This window comes from Variovorax monticola, from assembly GCF_051216855.1.
In the GTDB taxonomy this organism is placed as follows: Bacteria; Pseudomonadota; Gammaproteobacteria; order Burkholderiales; family Burkholderiaceae_C; genus Variovorax.
The window spans coordinates 319,467-342,695 of sequence record NZ_JBPJZP010000009.1 but is presented as its reverse complement, the minus strand read 5'-3'; the positions used below and the strand labels follow the sequence as shown (position 1 = coordinate 342,695).

At 67.1% G+C, this 23,229-nt stretch carries 17 protein-coding genes; 4 read left to right on the top strand and 13 right to left on the bottom strand.

The window, feature by feature from the left end:
- Nucleotide 1: 1 nt before the first annotated feature.
- The 6 genes from ACSFA5_RS30960 to map all read right to left on the bottom strand — a co-directional run bounded on the left by ACSFA5_RS30960 (nt 2) and on the right by map (nt 7,823).
- On the bottom strand, nt 2-526 hold the full coding sequence (locus tag ACSFA5_RS30960) for a BcsR/BcsP family cellulose biosynthesis protein (RefSeq protein WP_435447879.1): 525 nt from the start codon (nt 524-526) through the stop codon (nt 2-4).
- Complete coding sequence (bcsD, locus tag ACSFA5_RS30955) at nt 523-996, bottom strand: cellulose biosynthesis protein BcsD (protein ID WP_435447878.1); 474 nt, start codon at nt 994-996, stop codon at nt 523-525. Before bcsD ends, ACSFA5_RS30960 begins: the two co-directional genes overlap by 4 nt.
- A gap of 178 nt (nt 997-1,174) precedes the next feature.
- The gene (locus ACSFA5_RS30950) at nt 1,175-3,244 is read right to left on the bottom strand and encodes a sensor domain-containing diguanylate cyclase (protein WP_435447877.1); all 2,070 of its coding nucleotides are present in this window, start codon (nt 3,242-3,244) and stop codon (nt 1,175-1,177) included.
- Complete coding sequence (locus ACSFA5_RS30945) at nt 3,245-4,279, bottom strand: sensor domain-containing diguanylate cyclase (protein WP_435447876.1); 1,035 nt, start codon at nt 4,277-4,279, stop codon at nt 3,245-3,247.
- 90 nt (nt 4,280-4,369) lie between these two features.
- Complete coding sequence (locus ACSFA5_RS30940) at nt 4,370-6,976, bottom strand: [protein-PII] uridylyltransferase (protein WP_435447875.1); 2,607 nt, start codon at nt 6,974-6,976, stop codon at nt 4,370-4,372.
- A gap of 22 nt (nt 6,977-6,998) precedes the next feature.
- Nucleotides 6,999-7,823, bottom strand: coding sequence for a type I methionyl aminopeptidase (gene map / locus ACSFA5_RS30935; protein WP_435447874.1), 825 nt, complete (start codon nt 7,821-7,823; stop codon nt 6,999-7,001).
- A 237-nt stretch (nt 7,824-8,060) separates the two neighbouring features.
- Between map and purL the strand changes: the two genes are divergently transcribed.
- Nucleotides 8,061-12,029, top strand: coding sequence for a phosphoribosylformylglycinamidine synthase (purL, locus tag ACSFA5_RS30930; protein ID WP_435447959.1), 3,969 nt, complete (start codon nt 8,061-8,063; stop codon nt 12,027-12,029).
- A 44-nt stretch (nt 12,030-12,073) separates the two neighbouring features.
- Here purL and ACSFA5_RS30925 read toward each other — a convergent pair whose 3' ends face one another.
- The 7 genes from ACSFA5_RS30925 to ACSFA5_RS30895 form a co-directional block, all read right to left on the bottom strand.
- Nucleotides 12,074-12,982: a proline dehydrogenase family protein gene (locus ACSFA5_RS30925; RefSeq protein WP_435447873.1), complete on the bottom strand. Its 909-nt coding sequence runs from the start codon at nt 12,980-12,982 to the stop codon at nt 12,074-12,076.
- Nucleotides 12,983-13,261: 279 nt separating this feature from the next.
- On the bottom strand, nt 13,262-14,047 hold the full coding sequence (locus tag ACSFA5_RS30920; RefSeq protein WP_435440315.1) for a peptidylprolyl isomerase: 786 nt from the start codon (nt 14,045-14,047) through the stop codon (nt 13,262-13,264).
- A 136-nt stretch (nt 14,048-14,183) separates the two neighbouring features.
- The gene (locus ACSFA5_RS30915; protein WP_435447872.1) at nt 14,184-14,465 is read right to left on the bottom strand and encodes a BolA family protein; all 282 of its coding nucleotides are present in this window, start codon (nt 14,463-14,465) and stop codon (nt 14,184-14,186) included.
- Nucleotides 14,462-15,001 carry a septation protein A gene (locus ACSFA5_RS30910; protein ID WP_435447871.1) on the bottom strand — a complete coding sequence of 180 codons (540 nt, stop codon included), beginning with the start codon at nt 14,999-15,001 and terminating at the stop codon, nt 14,462-14,464. Before ACSFA5_RS30910 ends, ACSFA5_RS30915 begins: the two co-directional genes overlap by 4 nt.
- Nucleotides 14,998-15,408 carry a peptide-methionine (R)-S-oxide reductase MsrB gene (msrB, locus tag ACSFA5_RS30905; RefSeq protein WP_435447870.1) on the bottom strand — a complete coding sequence of 137 codons (411 nt, stop codon included), beginning with the start codon at nt 15,406-15,408 and terminating at the stop codon, nt 14,998-15,000. The genes ACSFA5_RS30910 and msrB overlap by 4 nt, the downstream gene beginning before the upstream one ends.
- Nucleotides 15,405-16,886 (bottom strand): protein adenylyltransferase SelO, encoded by a 1,482-nt coding sequence (locus ACSFA5_RS30900; RefSeq protein WP_435447869.1) that lies wholly within the window; start codon nt 16,884-16,886, stop codon nt 15,405-15,407. Before ACSFA5_RS30900 ends, msrB begins: the two co-directional genes overlap by 4 nt.
- Before the next feature lie 72 nt (nt 16,887-16,958).
- Complete coding sequence (locus ACSFA5_RS30895) at nt 16,959-18,053, bottom strand: AraC family transcriptional regulator (protein WP_435447868.1); 1,095 nt, start codon at nt 18,051-18,053, stop codon at nt 16,959-16,961.
- A 139-nt stretch (nt 18,054-18,192) separates the two neighbouring features.
- Between ACSFA5_RS30895 and ACSFA5_RS30890 the strand changes: the two genes are divergently transcribed.
- From ACSFA5_RS30890 to ACSFA5_RS30880, 3 genes are all read left to right on the top strand, one after another.
- Nucleotides 18,193-20,031 carry a carboxylesterase/lipase family protein gene (locus tag ACSFA5_RS30890; RefSeq protein ID WP_435447867.1) on the top strand — a complete coding sequence of 613 codons (1,839 nt, stop codon included), beginning with the start codon at nt 18,193-18,195 and terminating at the stop codon, nt 20,029-20,031.
- A gap of 115 nt (nt 20,032-20,146) precedes the next feature.
- Complete coding sequence (locus ACSFA5_RS30885; protein WP_435447866.1) at nt 20,147-21,790, top strand: 3-(methylthio)propionyl-CoA ligase; 1,644 nt, start codon at nt 20,147-20,149, stop codon at nt 21,788-21,790.
- Nucleotides 21,791-21,932: 142 nt separating this feature from the next.
- Entirely contained in the window at nt 21,933-23,162 is a 1,230-nt protein-coding gene (locus tag ACSFA5_RS30880; protein WP_435447865.1) for a branched-chain amino acid ABC transporter substrate-binding protein, read from the top strand.
- The last annotated feature ends 67 nt before the right edge of the window (nt 23,163-23,229 follow it).

Sequence of the window (23,229 nt, the reverse complement as noted above, 5' to 3'; positions counted from 1 at the left end):
GTCACGTCGGCCTTCGCCAGCGGGACATGGGGCCGGGCGGTGCGGCAGGGGGCTGCGGCGAGACCAGGCGCTCGAACAGCTGTTCGAGCGGTGTGCTCGCAGCGCCGGGCGCACCGGCCATTGCAGCGGCAGGCACGGCGGCCAACGCCGCGGCGGGAGCGACGGCGGGTCGTGCCGGCGGCGCGCCCAGCGGCTGCGGTGCGTGCAACGGCGCCAGCACGGGCTCGATGCGGGCCTGCGGCGCGGCGAACAGCGGCGCCGGCGCTGCGACCGGTGCCGGCAAAGGCGATGGCGCCCAGGCAAGAGGCGGGGCAGGTGCGCTGGCCGGAGCGAGCGCAGGCGCCGCCGCTGCGGCAGCCTGCACCGGCGGGTGCGAGATCTTCTCGCCGGACAGCAAGGCCCAGGCGCGAGGCGCTTCACCCTCGGTCTCGGGCGGCGAGAATTCCCTGTAGCCGTGGGCATCGCCGCCGAACTTGCGGAACAGGCCCGCAATGTCTTCCGGGGTCGGTTCGTCGGGGTTGCTCATGCCACGACTTTCGACAGCCGCAGGTCGATGCGGGGACCGGCCTGCGCATCGGGCTGCAGCGACTGCACCCTGAGTTCGGGGGGCATGTGCTGCGAATCGAACCAACCCTGGTACACGCCTTCGAAAAAGCCGGTGCTCCAGCTGGTGGCGTCGGGGCCGAACGCCACGGCGAGGGGACTGCAGGCGTGTGTGATGGCGACGCCGTCGGCTTCTTCGCTCAGCACGGTGAAGCCCCAGTCGATGCCGTTCCAGCGCGCATTGAACTGGTCCTGCAAGTCATCGAGCGTGGCGCAAAGCGGCACGGGCAGGGAGTTCGCCAGACGCTGGCCGATACGGAAGAACAGTTGCCGCAGGTCCTCGGGCGGCAAACCGGCGCTCAACTCGGCAGCCAGGCCGCGGTTGAATTCCAGCCATTGCGCACTGCAGGAGTTCCTCTCGTAATACTGAATAAGCGTCGCGCCAGTGTCCATGTCGGTGAATTCTCTGAGATCGATTAACGGTTGACAACAAATGCGAACTTTTCATTGCATTTTGAGCGTCAGACTGTCTGAATTGCGGGACTGGCCAAACAGGCTACCCCTCTTTTTGCCAACGAATGCACAAATCGTACGCCTCTGATACGACTTGACACACTTGGCGGATTCAAATTCAGTCGTCGGCGTTGTTTTCAGCGCTTTTTTCGATGCTGTTGGCGACGATTCGCGCGGCGACGGGCGCGCGCGGCGCCAGTCCGGCGCGCACCACGCCGCGGCCTGCCGCCTTGGCGGCGTAGCAGGCGGCGTCTGCCGCCGAGATCCAGTCTTCCACCGAATCGATGTCGCCCGACAGGCTGGCCACGCCCACGCTGGCGCCCACGTGCAGGCTGCCCGACATCCATGGCAAGGCAATGGCGGAGATGGAGGCCACGATGTCCTCGGCCACGCGCACCGCCGCCTCGTGCGTGCACTGCTCGAGCAGCAGCGCGAACTCGTCGCCGCCGATGCGCGCGGCCAGGTCGTTCGAGCGCACCCGCGACATGATGGCCGCGGCCGCCGCGCGCAGCATCGCGTCGCCCGAAAGGTGGCCGCCGGTATCGTTCACCTTCTTGAAATGGTCGAGGTCGATAAACACCATGGCCGCCGGCAGCGACAGCGGCCGGGCCTCGATCAGCCGCAGTGCGTGCTGGTCGAAGCGCTGGCGGTTGGCCAGCCCCGTCAGGCCGTCGTGGGCGGCCGACCATTCGAGCGCCTTGCGGGCGCTGCGTTGCTCGTCGATGTTCAGCACCGTCCAGATGGAGCCGAAATCGGTGTGCTCCGAATCCACTGGCCGGCTGCGCAGCCGGGCCCAGAACCGGGTGCCGTCGCCGCGCTGCATGCGGCATTCGCCCACGTAGGAATTGCTGCTGGCAAAAGCCTCCTTCTCGAGCGCGGCCAGCGCGGGCTGGTCGTCTTCCGGCGGCACCACGATCAGGTCGACCGCCTGGCCCAGCAGGTCCTTGTCGTCATAGGCGAGCAGGCGGCACAGCTCGTCGCTCACCAGCTCGAAGCGCCGGTCGCGGATGAACGCGATGCCGATGGGCGCCGAGCGCATCACCGAGCGCAGCTTGCTGATCATTTCGCCGTTCAGGCGCTCCAGTTCGGCGCGCTGCACGCCGACGTCGCGCAGCACCTTGCCGAGATGGCCGATTTCGCCGTCGGCCTTGGGCCAGCCGTCCTCGGGGCGCATGGCGCCGTCGAACATGTGTTGCGCGCGCCGCTCCAGCAGCATCAGCGGCTGCAGCAGCCACCACAGGGTCAGGAACATGCCGGCAGACACCACGGCCACCAAGCTGGCGGCCCATGCCATGGCCTGCTGGCGTGCCGCCTTGACCGGGGCGAGCACCTCGGTTTCGGCGCGCGCGCGCCATACCATCCAGTCGGGGCCGGGCACGCCGGCCACGCTGGCGATCTGATGCGGCTGGGCCAGCAACAACCCTTGCGACTCGACCGGGCTGCCCGCGGCCTGCCATTCCTTGAAAGCCTGCGCGAGCCGGGGTTCTTCGGTGATCGGATGCATCAGCCGCCGCCAGTCGGGGTGCGTCAGCATCTGGCCTTGCGCATCGGTGACGACCATCAGCGCGCCGCGGTCGCTTTCCTGGGCGTCGGCCAGGCCGGCGAGCAGGTCGCGGCTGGACAGGCGCAGCGTGCCGGCGAGCACGCCGAAGACGCCGTTGCGGTTGCGCAGCGGCTGGCTGAACACGACGATCGGCTCGCCGGTGATCGGGCCCACCTGGGCCTCGCCGACCAGCGGGCGTCCTTCGGCCATCGTGCGGCGGAAGTTGGCGCCGTCGCGCACGTTCAGCTCGGGCCGGTAGATCCCCTTTTCGTCGACCATCACGCGCACCTGCCCGTCCGCGCCGGCGATGTAGATGGTGGCGAAGAAATTCTGCAGCATCGGCTTGTCGCGCATGAAGGCGTTCAGCGCGGCCGGGTCGTCGAGCATGGTCTCGTCGAGCACCTGCCCCACCGACTGCAGCCCGCGCTGCAGCTGGATCACCTTGTGGCCCAGCAGCGCGGCCGTGCGCACCGCCTCGACGATCTCGCGCTGACGCTGCGCCTCCAGCAGGTCGTGCTCGGTGCGCTGCACCAGTACGGTGGTGATCACGCCGATGCCCAGCACCAGTGCCATGATCCCGCCCATCGTGATGCGCGCCTTGAGCGAACCCAGGGCGTTTTCCAGGCGTACCAGGCGGGTGTTCATTCAGCTGGACGACGCTTGCCTTGTGCCTGTCGCGGCATGGCGGCTGCGCTTGACGGCGTACATGGCGTCGTCCGCCAGCCGCAAGGCCTCTTCGGCGGACGTGGTGCGTGGGTCGACGGCCACCACGCCCACGCTGGCACCGCCGTAGTCGAGCATGGTCTGGTTCAGCCGCAGTTCGCCGATGGTGCCTTCGCCCAGGCGGTCGGCGAGCGCCCGCGCGGCGGTGCGCGGCGATTCGTCGTGCGCAGGGCCGGCGCCGACTACCACGAACTCGTCGCCGCCGAAGCGCGCGAGCACGTCGCTCGCCCGCAGCGAAGCCGACAGCCGCCCGGCCATGGCGGACAGGAATTCGTCCCCGATGTCGTGGCCGTGCGTGTCGTTGATCTTCTTGAAACCGTCCATGTCGATGAAGCCGACCAGCACGCTTCGGCCCTCGCGCTCGCCGTGGGCGAGAAGGCGGCGCAGCGTGTCCATCAGGCTGCGGCGGTTGGGCAGCCCGGTGAGCGCGTCGGTCGAGGCGTGGGCGGCCAGCTCGGCGTTGGCCTTGCGGAGCTCCACGACCAGCATTTCGCGTTCGACCTGCTGGGCGATCAGCCTGGCAAAGAGCTGGAGCACCGCCTCCGCATGGGGCGCCAGCGGCTGCGCCGTCGCGCTCGCGGCGCACAAGGTGCCGTACAGGCCGTTGCTGTCGGTGCGCACCGGGGTGCTCACGTAGGTGCGGATGCCCAGCTCGCGGGCCGCCTCGGAATCGGCCCAGCGGGTGGCCACGTCGTCGGTGTAGGGGCGGCCTTCTTCGAGGGCGCGCCGGCACAGCGTGTCGGACCAGGGCACGGACAGGCCCTCGGGGATGTTCATGGCGCCCGCGTTGCGGGCGAAGAGCACGCGCTGCAGGCCCTCGCTCAGGTCGATGGTCGTGAGGTAGGTCGACTCCAGGCCCGTGACCACTTCGAGCATTTCGAGCATCGGACGCGCCAGGTCTTCGAGTGTCTTGGCCGAAGAAACCGAGTCGGAAAGCCGTTCAATCAGAGATTCCATGCCCCGTATTTTGACGGCGATAGAGCAATGGTTAACCTTTCATCGCACTAAAACCCCGGAGACCCGTTGTGCCGACCCCAATCGGTGGGCTCAGGACGCCAGTGCTTCCATCAACTCGGTCTCGATCGCGAGCTGCGTTTTCTGGCCCTGGAGTTCCGGACCGCTGATGAGAAAGGTGTCTTCCACCCGCTCGCCCAGGGTCGTGACCTTGGCCAGCTGCAGGTTCAGGTGGTGGCGCGCCAGCACCCGGGCCACCGAGTACAGCAGGCCGGCGCGGTCGCTGGCCGAGATGTTGAGCAGCCAGCGCTGCGCCTTGTCGTCGGGCAGCAGGCTGATGCGCGGCTTGATCGGAAAGCTGCGCACCCGGCGCGACACGCGGCCCATGCTGGGCGCGGGCAGGGCGCCGGCCTCCGTGAGCGTGTGCCCCAGGCCCGACTCGACCATGCTGATCAGGTCGCGGTAGTGGTCGGGCAGGAAGGTGGTGACCACCTGGAAGGTGTCCAGCGCATAGCCGTTGCTCGTGGTGTGCACCTTGGCGTCCAGGATGCTGAAGGACGACTGGTCGAAGTAGCCGCAGATGCGCGCGAACAGGTCGGGCTGGTCGGGCGTGTAGACCACCACCTGCAGGCCTTCGCCCACCGGCGACAGGTGCGCGCGCACGATGGGCGGCGCCTTCGGGTCGATCGGCACGTTGCGCGGCGGCACGAAGCGGGAGAGCTGCTTGGCGTGCCAGGCGATCTCGGTGGCGTCGTGGCGCATGAAGTAGCCCACGTCGAGCGTGTCCCACAGGGCCTTGTGCGCCTCGAAGCGCTGCGCGTGCAGGGCCAGCAGCACCAAGGCCTCGCGCTTGCGCGACTCGACCTCGGCATCCGGGTCGGGCATGCGTCCGCCCAGCGCCCGCAGCGTGTAGCGGTACAGGTCTTCGAGCAGCTTGCCCTTCCAGGCATTCCACACGCGCGGCGAGGTGCCGCGAATGTCGGCGATGGTCAGCAAATACAGCGCGGTCAGGTAGCGCTCGTTGCCCACGCGCCGGGCGAAGGCGCCGATGACCTCGGGGTCGCTCAGGTCCTGCTTCTGCGCGACCTGGCTCATCACCAGGTGCTCGGCCACCAGGAATTCGATGAGCTTCGAGTCTTCGCGGGAAATGCCGTGCTGCTTGCAGAAGCGCTGCACGTCGCGCGCGCCCAGGGTGGAGTGGTCGCCGCCGCGGCCCTTGGCGATGTCGTGGAAGAGGGCGGCCACGTACAGGATCCAGGGCTTGTCCCAGCCGGCCGCCAGTTGCGAGCAGAACGGGTACTCGTGCGCATGCTCGGCAATGAAGAAGCGGCGCACGTTGCGCAGCACCATCAGGATGTGCTGGTCCACCGTGTACACGTGGAACAGGTCGTGCTGCATCTGGCCCACGATGCTGCGGAACACCCGCAGGTAGCGCCCCAGCACCGAGGTCTGGTTCATCAGACGGAACGCATGCGTGATGCCGTAGGGCTGCATCAATATCCGCATGAAGGTCGCGTGGTTGACCGGGTCGTTGCGGAACTTGCTGTCCATGACGTGGCGCGCGTTGTACAGCGCGCGCAGCGTGCGCGCCGACAGGCCCTGCACGCCGATGGTCTTCTGGTAGAGCAGGAAGGTCTCGAGCACCGCGTGCGGCTCGCGCTCGTAAAGGTCGTCGCTGGCAATCTCGATCAGGCCGGCGCGCTCGTAGAAGCGCTCGTTGATCGGCGTGTGCTGCTCGGCGCTGGGCTGCAGGCGCTCAGAAATATTGAGCAGCAAGATCTGGTTGAGCTGCGACACCGCCTTGGCCGCCCAGTAGTAGCGGCGCATCAGCGCCTCGCTCGACTTGCGTTGCGATTCGCCCTCGTAGCCGAAGCTGGCGGCCACGGCGGTCTGCAGGTCGAACACCAGGCGGTCTTCGCGGCGGTTGGCAATCACGTGAAGGCGCGCGCGAATGAGCGAGAGCAGGGCCTCGTTGCGCTTGATCTGCTGCGCCTCGAACGAGGTGGCCAGGCCGTTCTTGGCCAGGTCGTCCCAGCGGCTGCCGAAGCCGGCGGCCTTGGTCATCCAGAGAATGGTCTGCAGGTCGCGCAGTCCGCCCGGCGATTCCTTGCAGTTGGGCTCCAGCGCATAGGGCGTGTTGTCGAACTTCTGGTGGCGGTGCCGCATTTCCTGGGACTTGGCCACGAAGAAGGCCTGCGGATCGATGGCGCGGGTGAAGCGGCGGCGAAACGCCGTGAAGAGCTTCTTGTCGCCGGCGATCAGGCGGGCTTCGAGCAGCGAGGTCTGGACGGTGACGTCCTTCTCGGCCTCGGACAGGCACTCGTCGACGGTGCGCACGCTGGAGCCTATTTCGAGGCCCGCGTCCCAGCACTGCCCGATGAAGGCCTCGATGCGGGCCGGGTCGATGGTGCTGGCGTCGCCCTCGGGCGGCAGCAGCAGGAGCACGTCGACGTCGGAGTACGGAAACAGCTCGCCGCGCCCGAAGCCGCCCACGGCCGCCAGCGCGAGCGATTCGCCGAAGCCGGCCTCTTGCCACAGGGCGCCGAGCGTCTCGTCGGCCAGCGCCGAGAGCTGGCGCAGCACCGTGTGCACGCTGCGGGTGGGGGCCCGCGCAAAGCGCAGGGTGTCGAACAGCGCGAGCTTTTTCGCGCGATAGGCTTCGCGCAGCGTCGCCACGTCGATCTTGGCTGCTTCGATCACGACCGGGCCGCTCGCTTGCGCGTCAGGTCTTGGTGGCGGTGACGAACGAGGGCAGCGCAGGGCTGCCTTCGGACAGCGTCAGCACCTCGTAGCCGGTTTCCGTGACCAGCACCGTGTGCTCCCACTGGGCCGACAGCGAATGGTCGCGCGTGACGATGGTCCAGCCGTCGTACTGGCCGCCCTTGAAGTCTTCCTTCACGTCGCGCTTGCCGGCGTTGATCATGGGCTCGATGGTGAAGATCATGCCGGGCTTGAGCTCTTCCATGGTGCCCGGGCGGCCGTAGTGCAGCACCTGGGGTTCTTCGTGGAAGCGCTGGCCCACGCCGTGGCCGCAGAACTCGCGCACGATCGAGAAGCCCTGGCCTTCGGCGAACTTCTGGATCGCGTGGCCCACGTCGCCCAGGTGGGCGCCGGGGCGCACCTGCAGGATGCCGTGCCACATGGCCTCGAAGGTGATGGAGCACAGGCGCTTGGCCGCGATCGAGCTGTCGCCGATCACGTACATGCGGCTGTTGTCGCCGAACCAGCCGTCCTTGATGACGGTGACGTCGACGTTCATGATGTCGCCCTTCTTCAGGGGCTTGTCATTGGGAATGCCATGGCAGACCACGTGGTTGACCGAGGTGCACAGCGACTTCGGAAACGGCACGCTGCTGGCGCCCATGTAGCCCACCGTGGCCGAGGTGGTGCCCTGCTTGACCATGTAGTCGGCGGCCAGGCGGTCGACATCGTTGGTCGTGATGCCGGGCTTGATCAGGGGCGTGAGGTAGTCCAGTACCTCGGAGGCCAGGCGGCATGCGACCCGCATGGCTTCGATGCCCGCAGCGTCTTTGTAGTTAATGCTCATCCCCGGAATTATCCCATCGAGAAGCGAACCTGCCCCCAACGCGGGCACTTCGTGTCCCCGCTGCCCCGCCGAGGGGGCGGCCCTCTTGGGGCGGCCCGGCGATGGCCTAAAATCCCGGGTTAACGCGGATGACCCCAGTCAGCGGCCATTCGCCTCGATTCCTTGATTCCCAACGCGGCCCCCGAGGCCCCATCGACCGTGACGCAGCCCGCACCTCAAGCCCTTCCTGTCGTAACCATGTTCGAGGGCGGCAGCGCGCTCAGCGACTTCCGCGCACGGCAGCTGCTGCCGAAGCTGCAGGCCATCGAGCCGCGCATCGAGGGCATCTCGGCCCGTTTCGTTCACCTGGTGGTCACCGACGCGGCGCTGGATGCGGCTGGCTGCGAGCGCTTCGCGGCGCTGCTGACCTACGGCGAACCCTTCGAGGCGCCGGCCAAGGCGCTCACCTCGGTGGTGGTCACGCCCCGCCTGGGCACCGTGTCGCCCTGGGCGTCGAAAGCCACCGACATCGCCCACAACTGCGGCCTGGCGCTGCGCCGGGTCGAGCGCGTCACGCAATACCACCTGAAGCTCAAGTCGCCGCTGATCGGCAAGGCGCCGGTGCTCGCGGGCGACGCGCTGGCGGCTGCCTCCGGCCCGCTGCACGACCGCATGACCGAATCGGTGCTGGCCACCGTCGAGCAGGCGGCCAGCCTGTTCAGCGAGCTGCCGGCCCCGCCGATGGCGCAGGTCGACGTGCTCGCCGGCGGGCGCACGGCGCTGGTCGCGGCCAACACCGGCTTCGGCCTGGCGCTGGCGGAAGACGAGATCGACTACCTGGTCGACGCCTTCACCCGACTCGGCCGCAACCCCAGCGACGTAGAGCTCATGATGTTCGCGCAGGCCAACAGCGAGCACTGCCGCCACAAGATCTTCAACGCCGACTTCACCATCGACGGCAAGGCGCAGCCGCAAAGCCTGTTCTCGATGATCCGCCACACCGAGAAGCAGAACCCGCAGCACACGGTCATCGCCTATGCCGACAACGCCTCGGTGATGGAAGGCGCGACCATCGAGCGCTTCATTCCGGCCACGGGCTCGCAGAGCTACGGCAAACAGAGCGCGCTGACCCACGTGCTGATGAAGGTCGAGACGCACAACCACCCGACCGCCATTTCCCCGTTTCCGGGCGCCTCGACGGGCGCGGGCGGCGAAATTCGCGACGAAGGTGCTACCGGCCGCGGCTCCAAGCCCAAGGCCGGCCTGACCGGCTTCACCGTGTCGAAGCTCTGGCCGGAAGATGGTCACTACGGCAAGCCCGAGCACATTGCCAGCCCGCTGCAGATCATGACCGAGGGTCCGCTGGGCGGCGCCGCGTTCAACAACGAGTTCGGCCGTCCCAACCTGCTGGGCTACTTCCGCGAATACGAGCAAACGGTGGCGAGCGACATCGACACGGTGCAGCGCGGCTACCACAAGCCCATCATGATCGCGGGCGGCCTCGGCAGCATCGACGCCACCCAGACCAAGAAGATCTTGTTCCCGGCCGGCTCGCTGCTGATCCAGCTCGGCGGCCCCGGCATGCGCATCGGCATGGGCGGCAGCGCCGCCAGCTCGATGGCCACCGGCGCCAACGCGGCCGAGCTCGACTTCGACTCGGTGCAGCGCGGCAACCCCGAAATCGAGCGCCGCGCGCAAGAGGTCATCAACCACTGCTGGCAGCAGGGCGCGGGCAACCCGATCCTCGCGATTCATGACGTGGGCGCGGGCGGCCTGAGCAATGCGTTCCCCGAACTGACCAACGACGCCGGCCGCGGCGCGCGCTTCGACCTGCGCGCCGTGCCGCTCGAAGAGTCGGGCATGGCCCCCAAGGAAATCTGGTGCAACGAGAGCCAGGAGCGCTACGTGCTGGCCATCGCGCCCGAATCGCTCGAACAGTTCAAGGCCTTCTGCGAGCGCGAGCGCTGCCCGTTCTCGGTGGTCGGCGTGGCGACCGAGGAGCGCCAGCTGCTCGTGTCCGATGAGGGCGCCAAGGTGCAGCCCGTCGACATGCCCATGGACGTGCTGCTCGGCAAGCCGCCCAAGATGCACCGCGACGTCAAGGCCGTCGCCCGCAGCTTCAAGCCGCTGGACCTCACCGGCGTCGACCTGCAGAAGGCCGCCATCGACGTGCTCGCGCATCCGACGGTCGCCTCCAAGCGCTTCCTGATCACCATCGGCGACCGTACGGTGGGCGGCATGAGCCACCGCGACCAGATGGTCGGCCCGTGGCAGGTGCCGGTGGCCGACTGCGCCGTGACGCTGGCCGACTACAAGGGTTTTGCCGGCGAAGCCATGAGCATGGGCGAACGCACGCCGCTGGCCGCGCTCGACGCGCCGGCCTCGGGCCGCATGGCCGTGGCCGAGGCCATCACCAACCTGTTGGCCGCGCCCATCGAGCTGTCGCGCGTCAAGCTGTCGGCCAACTGGATGGCCGCCTGCGGCGAGCCCGGCGAAGACGCCGCGCTGTACGAAACCGTCAAGGCCGTGGGCCTGGAGCTGTGCCCGGCGCTGGGCGTGTCGATTCCGGTCGGCAAGGATTCGCTGTCGATGCGCACGCAGTGGAAAGACGGCGACGAAGCCAGGAAGGTCACGTCGCCCGTGAGCCTGATCGTCACCGCCTTCGCCTCGCTGGCCGACGTGCGCGGCACGCTCACGCCGCAGCTCGACGCCACCGAGGCCGACACCACGCTGGTGCTGATCGACCTGGGCCAGGGCAAGCACCGCATGGCCGGCAGCATCCTGGCGCAAACGCTCAACCAGAGCGGCGACACCGTGCCCGACCTCGACGACCCGGCGAAGCTCGTTGCGCTGGTCAACGCCGTGAACGCGCTGCGCGCCGACGGCAAGATCCTGGCCATGCACGATCGCAGCGACGGCGGCCTGTTCGCCACCGCGTGCGAAATGGCCTTTGCCGGCCACGTCGGCGTGGCGCTGAACGTCGACATGCTGGTCACCGAAGGCGACGGCATTTCCGACAGCCGCATGGAAACCGGCGACGCCAAGAACTGGGCGCAGCAGGTCAGCGCGCGGCGCGAGGAGCTCACGCTCAAGGCGCTGTTCAACGAAGAGCTGGGCATGGTGCTTCAGGTGCGCACTGCCGAGCGCAACGAGGTGATGCAGCTGCTGCGCGCCCACGGCCTCAGCGCCCACAGCCACTTCGTCGGCAAGACGCGCCCCGTCAGCTCGGCCATGGACGCCGGCAAGGGCAAGCTCGAAGTCTGGCGCGACGCCAAGTCGGTGTTCAGCGCCAGCCTGCACGACCTGCACCAGGTGTGGGACTCGGTCAGCTGGAAGATCGCCCGCGAGCGCGACAACCCGGCCTGTGCCGATGCAGAGCACGCGGCCGCCGGCTTGCCTTCGGACCCGGGCATGCATGTCTTTCTCAATGGCGCTGCGCCTGCCGCGCCTGCCATCCTCCAGAACCGCCCCAAGGTCGCCATCCTGCGCGAGCAGGGCGTCAACTCGCACGTCGAGATGGCCTACGCCTTCACCGAGGCCGGCTTCGAGGCCTTCGACGTCCACATGACCGACCTGCAGACGGGCCGGGCCGACCTGGCCGACTTCAAGGGCGTGGTCGCCTGCGGCGGCTTCAGCTACGGCGACACGCTGGGCGCCGGCATCGGCTGGGCTCGCAGCATCACCTTCAACCCGAAGCTGGCCGAGCAGTTCAAGGCCTTCTTCGGCCGCCAAGACACCTTCGGCCTGGGCGTGTGCAACGGCTGCCAGATGTTCGCCGAGCTGGCCGACATCATTCCGGGCGCGCAAGCCTGGCCGCGCTTCACCACCAACCAGAGCGAGCGATTCGAGGCCCGCCTGTCGATGGTCGAGGTGCTCGAGTCGCCCAGCATCTTCTTCGCGGGCATGGCCGGCAGCCGTTTGCCGATCGCGGTGGCGCACGGCGAGGGCTATGCCAACTTCAAGCACCGCGGTGACGCATCCAAGGCCATCGCGGCCATGCGCTTCGTGGACAACCACGGCCAGCCGACCGAGCAGTACCCGTTCAACCCGAACGGCAGCACGGGCGGCCTCACGTCGGTGACCACGCCGGACGGCCGCTTCACCGCGGTGATGCCGCACCCGGAGCGCGTGTTCCGCAACATCCAGATGAGCTGGACGCCGGGCGACAGGAGCGAGCTGAGCCCGTGGATGCAGATCTGGCGCAACGCGCGTCGCTGGGTCGGTTGATTCGGCCGCAGCGGCATTGAGAGCCGCTGCGACGCGTCGGGCCTTCAGCGGTTCAGCAGTGCCCGCACCAGATGCCCGGCGATCTGCGGGTTCTCCTTGATGCGACGGGTGCTGTAGCCGTACCAGTCCTTGCCGTAGGGCACGTAGATGCGCACGGCGTAGCCGGCCTGCAGCAATTGGTCGCGCAACGGTTCGCACACACCGAGCAGCATCTGGAATTCGAAGCGGGAGCGATCAACGTTTCGACTGCGTGCCAGCGCTATCACGCTGGCAACCAATGCGGCGTCGTGCGTGGCGACACCGACGAAGGTGCCGGTGTCGAAGCAACGGTCCACGTGATGCAGAAAGTGCGCATTGATGGTGCGTCTGTCTTGCCACGCGCCGTCCACCAGATGCTGGCTGTCTTCGACGTAGATGCCCTTGCATATCCGCAGATTCTGTTCTGGGCTCAGAAGCAGCTCGATGTCGCGATAGGTCCGCTTGAGGTAAGCCTGCAGAACAAGGCCGACGTTCGAGTGTCGCGGCCTCAGGCGGCCGAGCAGATCGATCTCTCGCTGCGTGCAGCTTGCGTCTTCCATGTCGACGCGAACGAAGTTGCCGTGGCGCGCTGCCGCGCGGACGATGCGCAGGATGTTTTGCTCGCACTGTGCCTCGTCGAGCAAAAGGCCCAAGGCCGAGGGTTTGACGGATACGTTGGCGGATAGATCATGCGCATGAACAGCGTCGAGTACTTCGATGTATTCATCGGCAGTGCGCTCAGCCTGCCGCAGGTCTGCCACGACTTCGCCGAGGACGTCGACGGTTGCGGCGCAACCGAGGGCATTGAGTGTGCGAATGCGCGCGACCGCCTCGTCGACGGTGCTTCCGGCGATGTAGCGGCGGGATGCCTTTTGAACGAGGACGCGCGGAACCAGGGGGATGGCGTGCGCCATCAGTGCATTGAATGTGAGCACAGGAATTCTCCGAAAACGAAAGAACGACGATGGCCCCGCCAGGTTGCGGCGGGGCAGGGCGACGCCCGATGACCGTGCACCCGTGAGGGTGCGCAGTGCCGGAGGGCGCTAGTTCTTTTCGGTGGGAGGCCAGGCTGCGGCTTGCATTCGTGCGGGCTTCGAGCGGAGGTGTGCGGGAGGTCGCGAGTGTCGCAGATGGGTGTGCTGCGCCCCGGTCTACCAGGTTTGCCCCAAAAGAAAAGCGACCCGCAGGTCGCCTTTCTTCCATCTGAAATCGATTTACTCGACCTTCGCCTTCGCGCGCAGGTCTTCCTGGTACTTCTGCAGGCGCTGCTGCTGCAGCTGCTGCGTGATCTGCGGCTTCACTTCTTCCAGCTTCGGCAGTTGCGCCTGGCGGATGTCGTCCACGCGGATGATGTGATAGCCGAACTGCGTCTTGATGGGCGCCGGGGTGGTCTCGCCCTTCTTGAGCTTGATCATGGCTTCCGAGAACTCGGGCACGAAGCTCGCGGGGTTGGCCCAGTCGAGGTCGCCGCCGTTGGCGCCCGAACCCGGGTCCTTGCTCTGCTTCTTGGCGATGTCTTCGAACTTGGCGCCCTTCTTCAGGTCGGCCATGATCTTCTTGGCCTGGTCTTCGGTTTCCACCAGGATGTGGCGCGCCTTGTATTCCTTGCCGCCGTTGGCCGCCACGAACTTGTCGTACTCGGCCTTCACGTCGGCGTCCGACACGGGGTTGGTCTTGCGGTAGTTCTCGAACAGCGCGCGGATCAGGATGGCCTGGCGGGCAAGTTCGAGCTGGTTCTTGTAGTCCTCGTTGGCGTCCAGGCCCTGCTTCTGCGCTTCCTGCATGAACACTTCGCGCGCCACGATTTCCTCGCGCAGCTGGCTTTGCATTTCAGGCGTCACCGGGCGGCCGGCGGCTGCCAGTTGCTGCGCCAGAACGTCCATGCGGGCCTTGGGCACCGGCTTGCCGTTCACGATGGCTGCGTTCTGCGCCAGCGCAGACATGGACGTGGCACCGAGCAGCACTGCGGCCGCGACGGCCTGCAAGATTTGTTTTTTCATGGAATGAATATCGAGCTGGGAAGGAAATGCGCGTGTAGGAAAACGCGCGTGGAAGAAAGCGGAGAGAGACGTGAACGAGGGAAAGAAGGGGAGCCCGGAATCACGGCACATTCGGCGTGCGTTTCCGTTGAACGACTCAGAGCACCTCGATTGCGATGGCGTGCAGACCCTGTGCGATAAAAACCTGGAGGGCATCATACACAAGCCGATGCCGCGCCACGCGGGGCTTTCCGTCGAACAAGGGGGAGGCGATGCGCACCCGGAAGTGCGTGCCGAAGCCCTCGGCGTTGGCGCCCGAATGACCCGCGTGCGCGGCGCTTTCGTCGATCACCTCGAGCTGCGTGGGCGCCAGCGCGTCGCGCAGCGCTGCTTCGATCGCTGCCACGGTCGGCAGGGGAATGGTCGTGGGGGTCGTCATGCCGCGGGCTTGTCTTCTTTGAGGTGCGGCGCGATGTACAGGCCCTGCGCCACCAGGAAGACGATGGGAAACGCATAGCCCCAAAGCTTGAAGTTGACCCAGGCCTCGGTCGTGAAGTACGCCGCCACGTAGCCGTTGATCAGTGCCATGAACAGGCAGTAGCCGATCCACGCCACGTTCAGCCTGCCCCAAACGCGCTCGGGCAGCTCCAGCTGCTGGCCCAGCAGCATCTTCAAAAAGTTCTTCTTCAGCGCCCAGAGCGCCACCGCCAGCGCGATGGCCATCGCGCCGTACAGCACCGTCGGCTTCCACTTGATGAAGCGGTCGTCGTGCAGCACCAGCGTGAGCGTGCCGAACAGCAGGATCAGCACCAGCGTGGCCTTCTGCATGGCCTGCAGCTTGCGCTCCATGGCGTAGATGATGGCCATCTGCGCCACGGTGGCGGCCATCAGCACGCCGGTGGCGGTGTAGATGTCGCCCAGCTTGTAGGCGATGAAGAACAGCAGGATCGGGAAGAAGTCGAGGATCAGTTTCATTTTTTCTGGAAGTCGAGCGAAGCCGAGTTCATGCAGTAGCGCAGGCCGGTTTCGGTGGGGCCGTCGGGGAACACGTGGCCCAGGTGGGCGCCGCAGTTCGCGCAGACGTTCTCGGTGCGCACCATGCCGTGCGAGCGGTCGACGATGTTGCGGATGGCGCCGGGCACGGCTTCTTCGGAGAAGCTGGGCCAGCCGCAGCCCGCGTCGAACTTGGTGCCCGACTCGAACAGCTTGGCGCCGCAGCACACGCAGTGGTAGGTGCCGTCGTCCCAGTGGGCTTCGTATTTGCCGGTGAAGGCGCGTTCGGTGGCGGCGTGGCGCGTCACTTCGAAGGCGGCCGGCTCGGCGCCTTTGTCAGCGAGCAGGGCTTTCCATTCGGCGTCGGTCTTTTCAACGGGAGCGGTCATGAGGAGCAGCTGATTTCAATCGTGGAGGCCCAGTCGGGCGGAAAGCCGGCATACGCGTCGGCGCCGGCATGGTCGTCAAAAGGGGTTTCCAGCAGGGCCAGCAAGGTTGCCACACCCGCGTGGTTCTTTTGCTGACTTGCTTCGATGGCTTGCTGCCCCAGGTGGTTCCGCAGCACGAACTTGGGGTTCGACTTGCGCATCAAATCGGCCGCTTGCGCTCGTCCAGTGGTCGTATGACGCTCTGAAAACGATAGCATCCAGGCGTCGAAGCCGTCGCGGTCCAGGAACAGGTCGCGCACCGGTTCGACGTTGCCGCCGGCCATGTGGTCGGACAGCCGGCGCCAGAAGATCGTGTAGTCGACCTTGCCCGCGGCCATCAGCTTGAGCACGCCCTCGATGAGCGCGCGGTCGCCTTCGGCCGCATCGGCCAGGCCCAGCTTGGCGCGCATGCGGCCTTCGAATTCGGTGGGGAACACCGTCTTGTAAGACTCCAGCGCGGCCACGGCCACCTCTTGCTCGCCGATCAGCGGCAGCAGCGCCTGCGCCAGGCAGAACAGGTTCCAGTACGCCACGTTGGGCTGCTGGTTGAAGGCGTAGCGCCCGCTGGTGTCGCTGTGGTTGCAGATGTGGCGCGGGTCGAAGCCGTCCAGAAACTGGAACGGGCCGTAGTCGATGGTGAGCCCCAGGATGCTCATGTTGTCGGTGTTCATCACCCCGTGGCAGAAGCCCACGGCCTGCCATTGGGCGAGCAGGGCGGCGGTGCGTTCGCTCACCGCTTGCAGGAACGCGGCGTAGGCGTTGCCGCCGAAGCGTTCGGTGGTGCGGCAGGCGGGGTAGTGGCGGTCGATGACGTGGTCGGCCAGCGCGCGCAACTCGTCTTCGCGCTGGTTGGCCGCAAAGTGCTCGAAGTGACCGAAGCGGATGAAGCTGGGTGCCACGCGCGCGACGACCGCCGCGCTTTCGAGTTCTTCGCGCCGCACGCGGGCGTCCGATCCGGTCACGCAGAGCGCGCGCGTGGTCGGAATGCCCAGGCCATGCATGGCCTCGCTGCAAAGGAATTCGCGGATGCTGGAGCGCAGCACGGCGCGGCCGTCGCCGCCGCGCGAGTAGGGCGTGCGGCCCGCGCCCTTGAGCTGCAGTTCGAGGCCGGCTTCGGTCTCGCCGATGGTGATGGCCCGGCCGTCGCCCAGCTGGCCGGCCCACACGCCGAACTGGTGGCCGCTGTAGACGGTGGAGAAAGGGTGAGTGCCCGCGATGGGCGTGCTGCCCGTCAGCGCCGACAGCGTGCTGGCCGACGCATGCCAGTCGGGCGGCAGGCCCAGTTCGCGCGCCACGGCGTCGCTGCGGCACACCCAGTACGGATCGGGCAGGGGCGTCGGGCGCAGTTCGGTGAAAAACGCGGGCCCCAGGGTCGAAAAGCCGGGTTTCCAGCGCAGTCCCAGGTTCGCGACCTCGGTGTCTTCAGCAAGCAAGCTCATGCCCGGATTGTCCGGCAGAGCACGAAACCCCTGGCCGAACGGGCCATCGCGGCCCGCGCCCGGTTCGATCGGTCAGGCGGCGAGCGCCGTCGGGCTGTGCCAGATGCGCGCCCGGTACTGTGCCGGCGGCACGCCGAACCAGCGCTTGCAGGCGCGAAAGAAGTTGCTGCTGTCCACGAAGCCCAGCATGTCGGCCACGTCGGTCAGCGTGTGGCGGTCTTGCGCCAGGTACTGCTGCGCGAGTTCTCGGCGGGTGCGGTCGAGCAGCGACTGGAACGACTCCGACTCCTCCTGCAGCCGTCGCTGCAGGGTGCGCTCGGCCAGCCCCAGGCCCGAGGCCACGTCCTGGCGGCGCGGCTCGCCGTGCTGCAGCCGGCGCGCAATTTCGGCGCACACCAGGCTGCTGGTGGTGGTCTGGCCCAGCAGGGTGAGCTGGTCGTCGAGCAGGTGCTCCTGCATCTGGCCCAGCACCGGGTGCGCGGTGGGCAGCGGCATGGCCATGTCGGCGGCGGAAATCAGCATGCGGTTGGCGGCGGCGTTGAAGCGCACGTCGCAGCCGAAAGCCTCGCGGTGCAGCCGGTCGCTGGCGGGCGCGGGGTAGACGAACTCCATGGCGAGTGGTTGCATGTCGCGCCGCGTGAGCCAGCGGCACTGCATGAGCGTGGTGAGCAATGCGAACTCCACGCGCTGCCGCGGAATGGGCAGGCTGCCGCCGGTGTGTTCCATGACCAGCCAGCAGCCGCGCGCGTCGGCCTGAAGCGAGAACGCCGTCGCGTCCGAAATCACCGCCATGTAGCGGGCCAGCCGCGCGAGCGCCGCGCCCAGATCGGGGCTGCAGGCCATGGCGTGGCCGACCGTGCCCAGCTTGCTGTGCGTGGAGGCGAAGTCGCGGTGCAGGCCCAGCGTGGCCTTGCCCGCGCGCGCCACGGCGAGCTGCCACAGCACGGTGATCTCGTCGACCGGAATGCGGGCGTTCTGCCGGTGCAGCGAGTCGGGGTCGAAGCCGGCGTCGCGCAGCAGCTGGTGCACGTTCAGCCCCTCGGCCTCGAACATCGACAGCACGCCTTCGAGCCATGCGGCCGAGCTGGTGCGCAGCTCGGGCTGCGTGCAGCCGGGGCGGCGCGACGGCCGGCGCACGGGGCGCGGCGTGGAGGCTTGTGAAGTCATTGATTTGGCTCGCTTGCGATAGCGATGAAAACGGCGCCCGTTTCTAGAATTTTTGGGTGCGCGGCGGCCCGGTCGAATTTCAGTATGGCCGCCACGCACCGAGCCAGGAATTCCGATTAACCCGGTGTGGAGACAAAACATGAAGACAGTGGCAACTGCACAGAATCAAGGCGCGGCAGCAAAGGCAACGGTGGCCAGGGCCAGGGCCATCGCCGTCGCGGCGGCAACGGCAGCCCTTGCGGCCTGCGGCGGCGGATCGTCGGGCTCGCAGGGCTTCGCCTTCCTGCCGGTGGCGCCCGCGCCCGCACCGGCCCCAGCACCCCCACCCGAGCCCGTGGCCGACGGCCCCATGGTCCGCCAGACCACGGCCGGCAAGATCGAAGGCGTGGACGACAGCGCCGCCTCGGGCACCTGGTTCTGGAAGGGCGTGCCCTTTGCCAAGGCGCCGTCCGGCGAGCTGCGCTGGCGCGCGCCGGTCGAGCCCGAGGCCTGGAGCGGCATTCGCTCGGCCAGGAGCTTCGGCGCGGCCTGCCTGCAGATCGGCCGCATCTTCGGCCCCGGTGCCAACAACACCTACGACGCCAGCATCGTCTCCACGCTGGGCAAGCCGCTCGGCAGCGAAGACTGCCTGTTCGTCAACGTGTGGCGCCCGGCCACCACCGACAAGAAGCTGCCGGTGCTGCTGTTCGTGCATGGCGGCAGCAACATCTCCGGCTACACGGCCGACCCGCTGTACGACGGCGCCAAGCTGGCCAAGACCGCCAACGCGGTGGTCATCACCGCCAGCTACCGGCTCGGCGTGCTGGGCTTCCTGAACGTGCCGCAGCTGCGCCCGGGCGGCACCGCGGGCGACGATTCGGGCAACTTCGCGCTGCTCGACAACATGGCCGCGCTGCGCTTCATCCAGAACAACGTGGACGCCTTCGGCGGCGACCCCGGCAACGTCACGCTGTCGGGCGAATCGGCCGGTGCCACCAACCTGCTGGCCATCATGACCTCGCCGATGGCCAAGGGCCTGTTCCACAAGGTCATCGAAATGAGCGGCGGCATTTCGATGGCGAGCAACCTGACGGGCAAGCCCGGCGCCTCGCCGGCGCTGAACCCGGCGTCGGTGTCGCTCGCGCAGGGCGACGGCATTCTGAAGAGCCTGCTGGCGGCCGACGGCACCGCTGCCAATGCCGGGGCCGCCGCCACCTACATCGCCTCGCGCACACCGGCGCAGATTGCCGCCTACCTGCGCGCGAAAGAAGGCGGGGCGCTGCTGACGACGGTGCTGAACGCCGGGCTGGGCAGCGTGGCGCCCATTCCCGACGGCACGGTGGTGCCGCTCAACCCCATCGACGCCATTGCCGCCGACCAGTACGTGAAGGTGCCGACCATCGCGGGCAACACGCGAGAGGAGGGCAAGCTCTTCGCGTCGCTGCTGCCGCTGTTCGGCGGCAGCCCGGGCTGGAAGATCGACGACGCCGCGCGCCTCACGCTGATGATGAACTTCAACCCCGACGCGCCCGCGCAGACGCTCACCACGGGCGACATCGTCGATGCGTCCTACCTGCCGGTAGCTACCGCCGGCACGGGCTACAACGCCAGGACCCGGCTCGTCACCCGCCTGCTGTTCGAGGCCAACCGCGACAACCTGCTCGACACCATGAAGACGCGCCAGTCCAACCTGTGGAGCTACCGCCTCGACTGGGCGCAGGAGGCCTATCCCTGGAACGAGGTGTACGGCGCGGCGCATGCGTTCGACCTGCCGTTCGTGTTCGGCAATTTCGGCCCGTCGGTGCTCGCCAACACCATCGGCGGCAAGGCCAACGAGCAGGGTCGCCTGGCGCTGTCGGGCGCGGTGATGGCCAGCATCGGCGCCTTCATGCGCAAGGGCGACCCGAATACGCCCGAACTTGGTGCAACCTGGGCGCCCTGGCCGTCGAAGCTGTTGTTCGACGCCACGCCCACCGCGCTGCAGAACGGCGTGGAGTGAGCCGCTTCGTTCAATCGTGCAGTGCGGGTTTGTGTCATTGTGGAAGTGGCCGAAGCTTGCGTGAATCCCTTGATCGCCAAGTTTTCATGAAGTCATTTCTTTTAGGAGTCCGTAGATGCTGGGTTTGATGCAAGACCAACCGCTTTTGATCTCGTCGCTGATCGAGTTCGTCGAGCGCCACAACGGCGACGGCGAGATCGTCTCGCGCCGTGTCGAGGGCGACATTCACCGCTGCACCTGGAGCGACATCGCATCGCGTGCCAGGCAGGTGGCCAATGCGCTGGACGGCGAGCAACTGCTGTTCAGCGACCGCATCGCCACCCTGGCCTGGAACGGCTACCGCCACCTGGAGCTGTACTACGGCGTGAGCGGCAGCGGCCGCGTGCTGCACACCATCAACCCGCGCCTGCACCCCGACCAGATCGCGTGGATCGCCAACCACGCCGAAGACCAGATCCTGTGCTTCGACCTGAGCTTCCTCCCGCTGGTGCAGGCGGTGCATGCCAAGTGCCCGGCCATCCGCAAGTGGGTGGCGCTGTGCGACGCCGACAAGCTGCCGGCGGACAGCGGCGTGCCCAACCTGGTGAGCTACGAAAGCTGGATGGGCGCGCAGCCCACCGACTACGAATGGCCCACCTTCGACGAGAACTCGGCTTCGAGCATGTGCTACACGAGCGGCACCACCGGCAACCCGAAGGCCGCGCTGTACAGCCACCGCTCCACGATGCTGCACGCGTACGCGGCGGCGCTGCCTGATGTCATGCGCCTGTCGGCGCAAGACTCGGTGCTGCCCGTGGTGCCCATGTTCCACGTCAACGCCTGGGGCATTCCGTACTCGGCCGCGCTGGTCGGCTGCAAGCTCGTGTTCCCCGGCCCGGCGCTGGACGGCAAGTCGGTGTACGAGCTGATCGAGGCCGAAGGCGTCACCTTTGCTGCCGGCGTGCCCACCGTGTGGCAGATGCTGCTGGGCCACATGCAAACCCATGGCCTGAAGTTCAGCAAGCTCAACCGCACCGTCATCGGCGGCTCGGCCTGCCCGCCGGCCATGATCACCGCGTTCCAGCAGCTCTTCAACGTGGAGGTGCTGCACGCCTGGGGCATGACCGAGATGAGCCCGCTGGGCACGCTGTGCACGCTGAAGAACAAGCACCTGTCGCTGCCGCCCGACGCGCAGCTGCAGATCCGCATGAAGCAGGGCCGCGCCATCTTCGGCGTGGACATGAAGATCGTCGACAGCGAGGGCACCGAACTGCCGTGGGACGGCAAGACGCCTGGCGACCTGCTGGTCAAGGGTCCCTGGATCGTGAAGGAATACTTCAAGGGCGAGGGCGGCGACCCGCTCGTGCCCGACGCGCAGGGCCGCGGCTGGTTCCCCACCGGCGACGTGGCCACCATCGACGCGGAGGGCTACCTGCAGATCACCGACCGCAGCAAGGACGTGATCAAGTCCGGCGGCGAGTGGATCAGCTCCATCGACATCGAGAACATCGCCGTGGCGCACCCGGCCGTGGCCATGGCCGCGTGCATCGGCGTGTTCCACCCCAAGTGGGACGAGCGCCCGATCATCGCCGTGGCGAAGAAGCCCGGCGGCGAGGTCACCCGCGACGAACTGCTGAAGTTCTACGAAGGCAAGACCGCCAAGTGGCAGATCCCCGACGACGTGGTGTTCGTCGAAGCCATTCCGATCGGCGCCACCGGCAAGATCCTGAAGACCAAGCTGCGCCAGCTGCTGAAGGACTACAAGCTGCCGACCCTCTGAACCTGCAGGCCGAGCCCTGCCGCACTGTCGCGCACGCGATAGGAAAGCCGCCCCGGCGGCTTTCCTTCCGGGCAATCCCTGTGCGGTGAAAAAAAGGGCGCTTGTACGCTGGCATCCGCCTTACAAAAACTGGAGACTCTTCATGCAATTTGCTATCAAGTCAGTAGCTGCCTGCGCAATGCTGGTGTGCGTTACCGCTGCATTCGCTCAAAAGGGCGAGACCGTCAAGGTCGCCTGGCTCGACCCGCTGTCGGGCCTGATGGCCGCGGTGGGCACCAACCAGCTCAAGACCACGCAATTCCTTGCCGAAGAGTTCAACAAGAAGAACCAGTCGGGCGTGAAGTTCGAGGTCATCGGCATCGACAACAAGCTCAGCCCGCAGGAAACTACCGCGGCGCTGCGCTCCGCGCAGGACCAGGGTGCGCGCTACATCATGCAGGGCAACGGCTCGGGCCCCGCGCTGGCGATCATCGACGCCATCGAGAAGAACAACTCGCGCAACCCCGGCAAGGAGTTGCTGTTCATGAACTACGCGGCGGTCGACCCCGACCTGACCAACAGCAAGTGCAGCTACTGGCACTTCCGCGTGGACGCCGACACCTCCATGAAGATGGAGGCGCTCACCGCCTGGATGAAGGACCAGCCCGACATCAAGAAGGTCTACCTGCTCGGGCAGAACTACGCCCACGGCGTGCAGGTGGCCAAGTACGCCAAGGAAGACCTGAAGGTCAAGCGCCCCGACATCCAGATCGTGGGCGAAGACCTGCACCCGCTGGCGCAGGTGCGCGACTTCTCGCCGTACATTGCCAAGATCAAGGCCTCGGGCGCCGACACGGTCATTACCGGCAACTGGGGCTCGGACCTGTCGCTGCTCATCAAGGCGGCCAACGACTCGGGCCTGAACGTCAAGTTCCTGACCTACTACGCGCCGGGCGCGGGCACCCCTACGGCCATGGGTGCCACGTCCGACGGCAAGGTCTACACCGTGGCCTACGCCCACTACAACATGGGCGGCGAGATCCAGCAGCTGCTGGCCGGCTACAAGAAGCGCATGAACGACGACCTGACGCAGGCCTCGATCTACCACGTGTTCGCGCTGCTCGACGCCGCCTTCGCCAAGACCAAGTCGACCGACCCCGTGAAGGTGGCCGCGGCGCTCGAAGGCATGAAGATCAAGAGCTTCAACGGCGAGGTCGAGATGCGCAAGACCGACCACCAGCTGCAGCAGGGCCTGTACATCTCGCGCTGGGAAAAGGCCAGCGCCAAGTACCCGTACGACGCGGAGAACACCGGCTACACCAACGTGCCCGTGAAGTACTACGAGTCGTACGTGGCGAGCACGCCCACCACCTGCCAGATGAAGCGCCCCTGAGGGTGCTGGTCAGCGCTTTTCGCGCGAATCCTACCCGTTGGTAGCAAAGGTCTACCCGCTGGTAGCA